Below are 11,030 nucleotides of genomic sequence, written 5' to 3' on the forward strand. Positions count from 1 at the left end.
GTTTTCAGATTATTCATTTCGTGTATATTTCCTGCCAGACCAAGTTAAACATGCACAGGTTCAGGTAATGATTCGCAAGTATTGGTGGCTCGTCGTTTTCGCTATCTCCGTTTTTCTGTTTGATGCTTTACTGATGCAATGGATTGAACTGCTGGCAACAGAAACAGACAAATGCCGCAATATGAACTCGGTTAATCCACTTAAACTGGTTAACTGTGATGAGCTGAATTTTCAGGACAGAATGTAAATTTACATGACACTTAATTCATTTGTTTGATGAATTAATTTCGTTATGTTTTCATCTGGCATGAACATTCTTAATACGTTATCGACTAATGCGGGTGCTTGTTTATAAAGATCGTAACCCGCCATATTCATTAACCAGTTTTGAACAATACCGCTGAAGGCGCCATCAATAATAATCATCACGACATCTAAATCGAGGTTATTTGCCACACAACCTTGTTGCTGACATGATTGCAATACTTCGTGGAGAGTCTGCGGATTAAAGCCCATCTTCTCGCGTATTACTGCCTCTGCCAGCATCTCATCATTAAATTCACATTTGTGATATAAGATTTGCAGTAATGCCTGTTGGCGGGGAGTTTCGGCAATATATTGCAAGCCAACAATCAGTTTTTCACGCAATTGCTGGTACGGGTTATGGTCTGAACCTGCCGCCAGCCGCTCCTGGATTAACTCCCGCAATGATGGCTGTTGCAGCCACATTTCATTAAACAACTGGGTCTTGTTTTCGAAGTGCCAGTAGATAGCGCCACGCGTGACGTTAGCGGCGTCGGCGATGTCATTGAGCGTCGTTTTGCTTACGCCATGTAGTGCAAACTGGGCGATGGCGGTTTCAATCAGTTCTTGCCGGGTCTTCAGGGCTTCGGCTTTAGTTCTTTTGGCCATAGTTAATTATTCAGAAAATAAATATATTAGACACAGGGTGAGAAAATAGCGCAGGTTAATCTATCACCTGATGTGTATTTATACGAGAGGCTAATATTGAGTTGCTATAAATCGTCAAATAAATCATATGTATTGTTTATCTAAAATTCATTCACTTAATCAATATATATTTCCATTTGCGTGAATTTAATTCCACCTCATTCAATTCGCATCAAAACAAAACATCAGAATATTAATCTTTTTTTGTGTTTATGTGCCTTGAGACGCCAGTATTCATAACTATTCCTTACATCGACGAATGATAATTTGTAGGATAGCGAACTGTATTTTTTCTTTCTGCGAGTTAACGCGTTGCCTTTTTGGGTAAATAACGCGCTTTTGGTTTTTTTGAGGAATAGTAATGACGAAACATGCCAGGTTTTTCCTCCTGCCCTCCTTTATTCTGATCTCCGCTGCTTTAATCGCGGGTTGTAACGATAAGGGAGAAGAGAAAGCTCACGTCGGTGAACCGCAGGTTACCGTTCATGTTGTGAAAACGGCCCCGTTAGAAGTAAAAACTGAATTACCAGGGCGCACCAATGCTTTTCGTATTGCCGAAGTTCGCCCACAGGTTAGTGGGATCGTACTGAATCGTAATATCACTGAAGGCAGCGATGTGCAGGCAGGCCAGTCCCTGTACCAGATCGATCCAGCGACCTATCAGGCAAGTTATGACAGCGCGAAAGGCGAACTGGCGAAAAGTGAAGCCGCCGCCTCCATCGCGCATTTGACGGTAAAACGTTACGTTCCGCTCGTGGGTACGAAATACATCAGTCAGCAGGAGTACGACCAGGCCATTGCTGATGCTCGCCAGGCCGATGCCGCCGTAATTGCCGCAAAAGCCACGGTCGAAAGCGCCCGCATCAATCTCGCTTATACCAAAGTGACTGCGCCCATTAGCGGACGTATCGGCAAATCTACTGTGACCGAAGGTGCTCTTGTCACTAACGGGCAAACGACTGAACTGGCGACTGTCCAGCAACTTGATCCTATCTACGTCGACGTTACTCAATCCAGCAACGATTTCATGAGGCTGAAGCAATCCGTAGAGCAAGGGAATTTGCATAAGGAAAATGCCACCAGCAACGTAGAACTGGTCATGGAAAACGGTCAAACCTATCCCCTGAAAGGCACGCTGCAATTCTCCGATGTGACCGTTGATGAAAGCACCGGCTCCATAACCCTACGCGCGGTCTTCCCTAACCCGCAACATACGCTTTTGCCGGGTATGTTTGTGCGCGCACGGATTGATGAAGGCGTACAACCTGATGCCATTCTTATCCCGCAACAAGGCGTTAGCCGCACACCACGTGGTGACGCAACCGTGCTGATTGTGAACGATAAAAGCCAGGTTGAAGCGCGCCCTGTCGTTGCCAGCCAGGCGATTGGCGATAAATGGTTGATTAGCGAAGGGCTGAAATCTGGCGATCAAGTCATTGTCAGCGGCCTGCAAAAAGCGCGTCCGGGAGAACAGGTTAAAGCCACTACCGATACCCCCGCAGATACTGCATCGAAGTAAGGCAATCTGACATGGCAAACTTTTTTATTCGACGACCGATATTTGCATGGGTGCTGGCCATTATTCTGATGATGGCGGGCGTACTGGCGATCTTACAATTGCCCGTCGCCCAGTACCCAACCATTGCGCCGCCTGCGGTTTCTGTTTCGGCAAACTATCCGGGCGCTGATGCGCAGACCGTGCAGGATACGGTGACGCAGGTTATCGAACAGAATATGAATGGTATCGATAACCTGATGTATATGTCCTCCACCAGCGATTCCGCCGGTAGCGTGACAATTACCCTCACCTTCCAGTCCGGAACCGATCCAGATATCGCGCAAGTGCAGGTGCAGAACAAACTCCAGCTCGCCACGCCGTTGCTGCCGCAGGAAGTTCAACAGCAGGGGATCAGCGTTGAAAAGTCCAGTAGCAGCTATTTAATGGTGGCGGGTTTCGTCTCTGATGACCCAGGCACCACACAGGACGATATCTCGGACTATGTGGCCTCTAACGTTAAAGATACGCTTAGCCGCCTGAATGGCGTTGGTGACGTGCAACTCTTTGGCGCACAGTATGCGATGCGTATCTGGCTGGACGCCGATCTGCTGAACAAATATAAGCTGACACCGGTTGATGTAATTAACCAGTTGAAAGTGCAAAACGATCAGATTGCTGCCGGACAGTTGGGCGGAACGCCAGCGTTACCAGGGCAACAGTTGAACGCCTCGATTATTGCTCAGACGCGATTAAAAAATCCGGAAGAGTTCGGCAAAGTTACCCTGCGTGTGAACAGCGATGGTTCGGTTGTGCGCCTGAAAGATGTCGCACGGGTTGAACTAGGCGGTGAAAACTATAACGTTATCGCTCGCATCAACGGTAAACCGGCGGCGGGTCTGGGTATTAAGCTGGCAACCGGTGCGAACGCTCTCGATACCGCGAAAGCCATTAAGGAAAAACTAGCGGAATTACAGCCATTCTTCCCGCAGGGAATGAAAGTTCTCTACCCTTATGACACCACGCCATTCGTCCAGCTTTCTATTCACGAAGTGGTAAAAACGCTGTTCGAAGCCATTATGCTGGTGTTCCTGGTGATGTATCTGTTCTTGCAGAATATGCGAGCAACGCTGATCCCCACCATTGCGGTGCCCGTGGTGTTGTTAGGGACGTTTGCCATCCTCGCCGCTTTTGGTTACTCCATCAACACACTAACGATGTTCGGGATGGTGCTTGCCATTGGGCTGCTCGTCGATGATGCGATAGTGGTGGTGGAGAACGTCGAGCGCGTGATGATGGAGGATAAGCTCCCGCCAAAAGAAGCGACGGAAAAATCAATGTCGCAAATTCAGGGTGCACTGGTGGGTATCGCGATGGTGCTGTCAGCGGTATTTATTCCGATGGCATTCTTCGGCGGTTCCACAGGGGCAATTTATCGCCAGTTCTCTATCACCATTGTTTCAGCAATGGCGCTTTCCGTACTGGTGGCATTGATCCTTACCCCTGCGTTATGTGCAACGCTGCTCAAAACCGTCTCTGCTGAGCATCACGAAAATAAGGGCGGTTTCTTCGGCTGGTTTAATACCACCTTCGATCATAGCGTTAATCATTACACTAACAGCGTCGGCAAAATCCTCGGTTCCACAGGACGATATTTACTGATCTATGCGCTGATTGTTGCAGGAATGGTGGTGTTGTTTTTACGTCTTCCGTCTTCCTTCTTACCTGAAGAGGATCAGGGTGTCTTTCTGACCATGATTCAGTTACCCGCTGGCGCGACGCAAGAGCGGACGCAAAAAGTGTTGGATCAGGTGACGGATTACTACCTGCACAATGAAAAAGCAAACGTTGAAAGTGTCTTTACGGTTAACGGGTTTAGCTTCAGCGGTCAGGCACAAAACGCAGGCATGGCCTTCGTTAGCCTGAAACCGTGGGAAGAGCGTAGTGGCGACGAAAACAGCGCGGAAGCGGTCATCCATCGCGCCAAAATGGAGCTGGGTAAGATCCGCGACGGTTTTGTCATTCCGTTTAATATGCCTGCTATTGTTGAACTGGGCACGGCAACGGGTTTCGACTTTGAGTTAATTGATCAGGCAGGGCTGGGTCACGATGCCCTAACCCAGGCCCGTAACCAGTTGCTTGGTATGGCGGCGCAACACCCTGCCAGCTTAGTCAGCGTGCGTCCCAATGGTCTGGAAGACACCGCGCAATTCAAACTTGAAGTTGACCAGGAAAAGGCGCAGGCATTAGGCGTATCGCTTTCTGACATCAATCAGACCATTTCTACGGCGTTGGGCGGGACTTACGTTAACGACTTCATCGATCGTGGTCGCGTGAAAAAAGTTTATGTTCAGGCAGATGCCAAATTCCGTATGCTGCCAGAAGATGTCGATAAACTTTATGTTCGCAGCGCCAACGGCGAAATGGTGCCATTCTCTTCCTTTACCACTTCACATTGGGTGTATGGTTCTCCGCGACTGGAACGCTACAACGGTCTGCCGTCAATGGAAATTCAGGGGGAAGCCGCGCCAGGAACCAGTTCCGGCGATGCCATGGCGTTGATGGAAAACCTTGCGTCAAAATTACCGGCAGGCATTGGTTATGACTGGACAGGTATGTCGTACCAGGAACGCTTATCGGGTAACCAGGCTCCTGCTTTGGTGGCAATCTCCTTCGTAGTGGTTTTCCTGTGCCTTGCTGCGCTCTATGAAAGCTGGTCAATACCTGTCTCGGTTATGTTGGTCGTGCCGTTAGGGATTGTTGGCGTGCTGCTGGCCGCGACAATCTTTAATCAAAAAAATGACGTTTACTTTATGGTGGGCTTGTTAACGACAATTGGCTTGTCGGCCAAAAACGCCATATTGATTGTTGAGTTCGCTAAAGATCTGATGGAGAAAGAGGGGAAAGGTGTTGTCGAAGCGACACTGATGGCAGTACGTATGCGTCTGCGTCCTATCCTGATGACCTCTCTCGCCTTTATTCTCGGTGTATTACCGCTGGCTATCAGTAATGGCGCCGGCAGTGGTGCGCAGAACGCAGTGGGTATCGGTGTAATGGGCGGAATGGTCTCTGCAACATTGCTGGCGATTTTCTTCGTACCGGTGTTCTTTGTCGTGATCCGCCGTTGCTTTAAAGGATAAATCAGAAACATAAAGGCGCTTTCGGGCGCCTTTATTAATTCCACTGAACACCATAAAAATTAATAAGATAATCTTCCACTCACTCTTTAATAACTTTCTATAGCCCATGCTCCCTTCACTATTTTTACAATTCACATAATTTGTCATTATTCATTCCGCAAGATTTATAACCTCCAGTGATAAAATGGCATTCAGCTCGCTAATAAGAGAGTTAACTTATTAAGCGATAGCGTTATTACTGAGGTAACACCATGAAAAGATTAATTCCTGTGGCATTGCTCACCGCATTGCTGGCGGGCTGTGCTCACGATTCCCCCTGCGTTCCAGTTTATGACGATCAGGGACGCCTGGTTCACACCAATACCTGTATGAAAGGTACAACACAGGATAACTGGGAAACTGCCGGAGCTATTGCTGGCGGGGCGGCGGCTGTCGCTGGCCTTACGATGGGGATCATTGCTCTGTCAAAATAACTGAACAGAGCGCGGACTTCCGCGCTCTGTTTAACGATACAGAATCTTTCTATACGTTAAACACCGCTATATTTCGCTGGCTAATCCCCTTTTAATTAAGCATTTTATCTCGCAGCATTACCTCAATATCGAAATAACGCATTAATTTATTTTTTAATCACATCCTCCCCACCGATACTCACGCCAATAATCATTATTCTGCTTAGCAAAATACGAGTAAATCTTTTGCGCCAAAATGTGGCGCATGTTTCATTTTCGCACCATTGCGGGGCGCTGTTTTTATTATTTCCTGTCTACACTCAGCTTATTGCGACGCGAAATCGTGCGCAAAAGCTGGCACTACTTTTGCTTATAAGAGGATGGCCACAGACAGGTAAAAGGCGTTTCCCAAACGTCCTATAACGATAATTTTCGCCTCACAGGAAGCATTATGAAAAAGATGATGATAGCCACACTGGCTGCCGCCAGCGTGCTGCTTGCCGTTGCAAATCAGGCACATGCTGGCGCGACGCTCGATGCTGTAAAGAAAAAAGGTTTTGTGCAATGCGGGATCAGTGACGGATTGCCTGGATTCTCTTATGCCGATGCAGATGGCAAGTTTTCTGGTATTGATGTTGATGTTTGTCGTGGCGTCGCCGCCGCTGTATTTGGCGATGACACAAAAGTGAAATACACCCCGCTCACCGCAAAAGAGCGTTTCACTGCATTGCAATCTGGCGAAGTGGATTTACTCTCTCGTAATACAACCTGGACTTCATCTCGTGACGCAGGCATGGGAATGGCATTTACTGGTGTCACTTATTACGATGGCATTGGTTTCCTGACGCACGATAAAGCGGGGCTAAAAAGCGCGAAAGAGCTGGACGGCGCAACGGTCTGTATTCAGGCAGGAACAGACACCGAACTCAACGTTGCCGATTACTTCAAGGCAAACAATATGAAGTACACGCCCGTGACCTTCGATCGCTCTGACGAATCCGCGAAGGCTCTGGAATCTGGTCGCTGCGATACGCTGGCCTCGGATCAATCACAACTGTATGCATTGCGAATCAAATTAAGCAACCCAGCCGAGTGGATCGTGCTGCCAGAAGTTATCTCTAAAGAACCGCTTGGTCCGGTAGTCCGCCGTGGCGATGACGAATGGTTCTCTATTGTGCGCTGGACGCTTTTTGCCATGCTGAATGCTGAAGAGATGGGCATCAATTCCCAGAACGTCGATGAGAAAGCGGCGAATCCGGCAACGCCTGATATGGCGCATCTACTGGGTAAAGAGGGCGATTACGGCAAAGATCTGAAGCTGGATAACCAATGGGCATACAACATCATCAAAAAGGTGGGTAACTACTCGGAAATTTTTGAGCGCAACGTCGGCTCCGAAAGCCCACTGAAAATTAAACGTGGTCAAAATAATCTCTGGAATAACGGTGGCATCCAGTACGCACCGCCCGTGCGTTAAGTCGGTGTGAGGTAATGAGCGTCGCTACAGCGGCGCTCTCTTTAGCGTTATGGTTTCCGAGGTTCCTATGTCCCATCGCCGCACAACCGTTAAAGGTTCACTTTCATTTGCCAATCCTACGGTTCGCGCCTGGCTTTTCCAGATCCTTGCCGTTGTCGCCGTCGTCGGCATTGTAGGCTGGCTATTCCATAATACCGTAACGAATCTAAGCAATCGCGGCATTACATCGGGGTTTGCCTTTCTGGATCGCGGTGCTGGCTTCGGTATCGTCCAGCATTTGATCGATTACCAGCAGGGCGATACCTACGGACGCGTTTTTATTGTCGGCTTGCTCAATACGCTACTGGTTTCAGCATTGTGTATTGTGTTCGCTTCTGTTCTGGGCTTCTTTATCGGTCTGGCGAGACTTTCGGATAACTGGCTGCTACGAAAGCTTTCCACAATTTATATTGAGATCTTCCGTAATATTCCGCCATTGCTGCAAATCTTCTTCTGGTACTTTGCCGTGTTGCGCAATTTGCCCGGACCACGCCAGGCGGTGAGCGCGTTAGATCTGATCTTTTTGAGCAATCGTGGACTTTACATTCCTTCACCGCAACTGGGAGATGGATTTCTCGCGTTCATAGTGGCTGTTGTTATTGCTATAGCCATTTCTGTTGGGTTATTCCGTTTCAATAAAACGCACCAGATAAAGACCGGTCAACTGCGTCGTACATGGCCTGTCACCGTTGGGTTGATCATTGGTTTGCCTTTACTGGCACACTGGCTTTTTGGTGCAGCAGTGCACTGGAATATTCCGGCGCTACAAGGGTTTAACTTCCGTGGCGGTATGGTTCTCATACCTGAACTGGCAGCCTTAACGTTGGCACTTTCAGTTTATACCTCTGCATTTATCGCCGAGATTATCCGCGCCGGGATCCAGGCGGTGCCTTATGGTCAACATGAAGCTGCCCGCTCGCTGGGGTTACCCAACCCGGTTACGCTACGCCAGGTCATTATTCCCCAGGCGCTGCGGGTGATTATTCCGCCGTTAACCAGCCAGTATCTCAATATCGTCAAAAACTCCTCTCTTGCCGCCGCTATTGGCTACCCGGATATGGTTTCGCTGTTTGCTGGCACCGTACTGAACCAGACGGGGCAAGCTATCGAAACTATAGCCATGACCATGTCGGTCTATCTGATTATCAGTCTGACTATCTCGCTGCTGATGAATATCTATAACCGCCGTATCGCGATCGTTGAACGCTAAGGAGTCATGATGACAAAAGTATTGCTGTCTCATCCCCCGCGCCCGGCGAGCCATAACTCAAGCCGCGCTATGGTGTGGGTGCGCAAAAACCTGTTCTCCAGCTGGGGCAATAGCCTGCTGACTATTGGCTGCTTGTGGTTGATGTGGGAATTGATTCCGCCGTTGCTGAACTGGGCATTTTTGCAGGCTAACTGGGTTGGCTCAACGCGTGCCGACTGCACAAAAGCCGGTGCCTGTTGGGTTTTCATCCACGAACGATTTGGTCAGTTTATGTATGGGCTTTACCCACACGACCAACGTTGGCGAATTAATCTGGCATTACTGATTGGCCTGGTTTCGATTGCGCCGATGTTCTGGAAAATACTCCCTCATCGCGGGCGCTATATTGCGGTATGGGCGGTTATCTACCCACTCATCGTCTGGTGGCTAATGTATGGCGGTTTTCTCGGTCTGGCGCGGGTTGAAACCCGGCAATGGGGCGGGCTGACGCTGACTTTGATTATTGCATCAGTTGGGATCGCGGGGGCGCTACCGTGGGGGATCTTGCTGGCATTAGGTCGCCGCTCCCATATGCCGATTGTGCGTATCTTATCGGTCATTTTTATCGAGTTCTGGCGTGGCGTGCCGCTGATCACCGTGTTGTTTATGTCTTCGGTCATGCTGCCGTTGTTTATGGCAGAAGGCACCAGTATCGACAAACTGATCCGCGCGCTGGTTGGCGTGATCCTGTTTCAGTCAGCCTATGTTGCAGAAGTCGTGCGAGGCGGATTACAGGCGCTGCCAAAGGGGCAATATGAAGCGGCGGAATCGCTGGCGTTGGGTTACTGGAAAACCCAGGGACTGGTTATTCTGCCACAGGCGTTGAAGCTGGTAATTCCTGGGCTGGTCAATACCATCATCGCACTCTTCAAAGATACCAGCCTGGTGATCATTATCGGGTTGTTCGATCTTTTCAGTAGCGTCCAGCAAGCCACCGTCGATCCCGCCTGGTTGGGCATGTCGACCGAAGGGTATGTTTTCGCCGCACTGATCTACTGGATCTTCTGTTTCAGCATGTCGCGCTATAGCCAGCATCTGGAAAAACGTTTTAACACCGGGCGTACACCGCATTGAGGACACTATGAGCCAAATTTTACTGCAACCTGCTAACGCGATGATTACGCTGGAAAACGTTAACAAATGGTATGGACAATTCCATGTACTGAAAAATATAAATTTAACCGTGCAACCGGGAGAACGAATCGTTCTGTGTGGCCCATCTGGTTCCGGGAAATCGACAACCATTCGTTGTATTAATCATCTGGAAGAACATCAACAGGGACGGATCGTGGTGGATGGGATCGAACTTAACGAAGATATCCGCAATATTGAGCGTGTCAGACAGGAAGTGGGAATGGTCTTTCAGCATTTTAATCTTTTCCCACATCTGACCGTTTTACAGAACTGTACCCTGGCACCGATTTGGGTACGCAAGATGCCAAAGAAAGAGGCTGAAGCTCTGGCGATGCATTACCTTGAGCGGGTGAGAATTGCCGAACATGCACAGAAGTTTCCCGGACAGATCTCCGGTGGTCAGCAGCAACGCGTTGCTATAGCACGTTCACTTTGTATGAAGCCCAAGATTATGCTGTTTGATGAACCAACATCCGCGCTCGATCCGGAGATGGTAAAAGAAGTGCTGGATACGATGATTGGGCTGGCGCAATCGGGTATGACGATGTTGTGCGTAACGCATGAGATGGGATTTGCGCGAACCGTCGCTGACCGGGTGATTTTTATGGATCGCGGAGAGATAGTGGAACAAGCTGCACCAGATGAGTTTTTTGCGCATCCTAAATCAGAGCGTACCAGGGCATTTTTATCGCAGGTAATCCATTAAGTTGCGTTTCCTGGACTGTAAAGGTGAATCCAACTTTTTTCGCACAATGCAAAAAGGCCATCCTTTCGGATGGCCTTTCGCTTGATTTGATGTCTGGCAGTTCCCTACTCTCGCATGGGGAGACCCCACACTACCATCGGCGCTACGGCGTTTCACTTCTGAGTTCGGCATGGGGTCAGGTGGGACCACCGCGCTACTGCCGCCAGACAAATTCTTTTCTAATCTGCCGAACTTTAACCTAAAAAGTGGTGCTGATACCCAGAGTCGAACTGGGGACCTCACCCTTACCAAGGGTGCGCTCTACCAACTGAGCCATATCAGCACGCTTAATTTGATGCCTGGCAGTTCCCTACTCTCGCATGGGGAGACCCCACACTACCATCGGCG

At 49.1% G+C, this 11,030-nt stretch carries 9 protein-coding genes, 1 tRNA gene and 1 rRNA gene; 8 read left to right on the top strand and 3 right to left on the bottom strand.

Annotated features, from left to right (window positions below):
- Positions 1-67 precede the first annotated feature (67 nt).
- Positions 68-247: a DUF2556 family protein gene (locus tag BEG40_RS11945; protein WP_000620010.1), complete on the top strand. Its 180-nt coding sequence runs from the start codon at positions 68-70 to the stop codon at positions 245-247.
- Between the two features lie 2 nt (positions 248-249).
- Here BEG40_RS11945 and acrS read toward each other — a convergent pair whose 3' ends face one another.
- A complete protein-coding gene (gene acrS / locus BEG40_RS11950) occupies positions 250-912 on the bottom strand; it encodes a multidrug efflux transporter transcriptional repressor AcrS (protein ID WP_105285459.1) in 663 nt (220 codons plus the stop codon).
- A gap of 400 nt (positions 913-1,312) precedes the next feature.
- Between acrS and acrE the strand changes: the two genes are divergently transcribed.
- From acrE to BEG40_RS11995, 7 genes are all read left to right on the top strand, one after another.
- Positions 1,313-2,470 carry a multidrug efflux RND transporter periplasmic adaptor subunit AcrE gene (acrE, locus tag BEG40_RS11960; RefSeq protein WP_105285460.1) on the top strand — a complete coding sequence of 386 codons (1,158 nt, stop codon included), beginning with the start codon at positions 1,313-1,315 and terminating at the stop codon, positions 2,468-2,470.
- Positions 2,471-2,481: 11 nt separating this feature from the next.
- On the top strand, positions 2,482-5,586 hold the full coding sequence (gene acrF, locus BEG40_RS11965) for a multidrug efflux RND transporter permease subunit AcrF (RefSeq protein ID WP_105285461.1): 3,105 nt from the start codon (positions 2,482-2,484) through the stop codon (positions 5,584-5,586).
- A gap of 251 nt (positions 5,587-5,837) precedes the next feature.
- Positions 5,838-6,059, top strand: a complete 222-nt coding sequence (locus BEG40_RS11970; protein WP_000825639.1) for a putative periplasmic lipoprotein — start codon at positions 5,838-5,840, stop codon at positions 6,057-6,059.
- 430 nt (positions 6,060-6,489) lie between these two features.
- Positions 6,490-7,515 carry an amino acid ABC transporter substrate-binding protein gene (locus BEG40_RS11980; protein WP_000738561.1) on the top strand — a complete coding sequence of 342 codons (1,026 nt, stop codon included), beginning with the start codon at positions 6,490-6,492 and terminating at the stop codon, positions 7,513-7,515.
- 67 nt (positions 7,516-7,582) lie between these two features.
- On the top strand, positions 7,583-8,764 hold the full coding sequence (locus tag BEG40_RS11985) for an amino acid ABC transporter permease (RefSeq protein WP_010349802.1): 1,182 nt from the start codon (positions 7,583-7,585) through the stop codon (positions 8,762-8,764).
- Between the two features lie 9 nt (positions 8,765-8,773).
- Positions 8,774-9,877 (top strand): amino acid ABC transporter permease, encoded by a 1,104-nt coding sequence (locus BEG40_RS11990; RefSeq protein ID WP_010349805.1) that lies wholly within the window; start codon positions 8,774-8,776, stop codon positions 9,875-9,877.
- 7 nt (positions 9,878-9,884) lie between these two features.
- Positions 9,885-10,643, top strand: a complete 759-nt coding sequence (locus BEG40_RS11995; protein WP_000078344.1) for an amino acid ABC transporter ATP-binding protein — start codon at positions 9,885-9,887, stop codon at positions 10,641-10,643.
- Between the two features lie 91 nt (positions 10,644-10,734).
- On the opposite strand, the gene rrf is transcribed toward BEG40_RS11995, so the two are convergent.
- Positions 10,735-10,850: ribosomal RNA gene (rrf, locus tag BEG40_RS12000) — 5S ribosomal RNA — on the bottom strand.
- 39 nt (positions 10,851-10,889) lie between these two features.
- Positions 10,890-10,965: transfer RNA gene (locus BEG40_RS12005), tRNA-Thr, on the bottom strand.
- Positions 10,966-11,030 lie beyond the last annotated feature (65 nt).

Origin of the sequence: Escherichia sp. MOD1-EC5495, from assembly GCF_002965965.1 — a bacterium.
Taxonomy (GTDB): Bacteria; Pseudomonadota; Gammaproteobacteria; order Enterobacterales; family Enterobacteriaceae; genus Escherichia; species Escherichia ruysiae.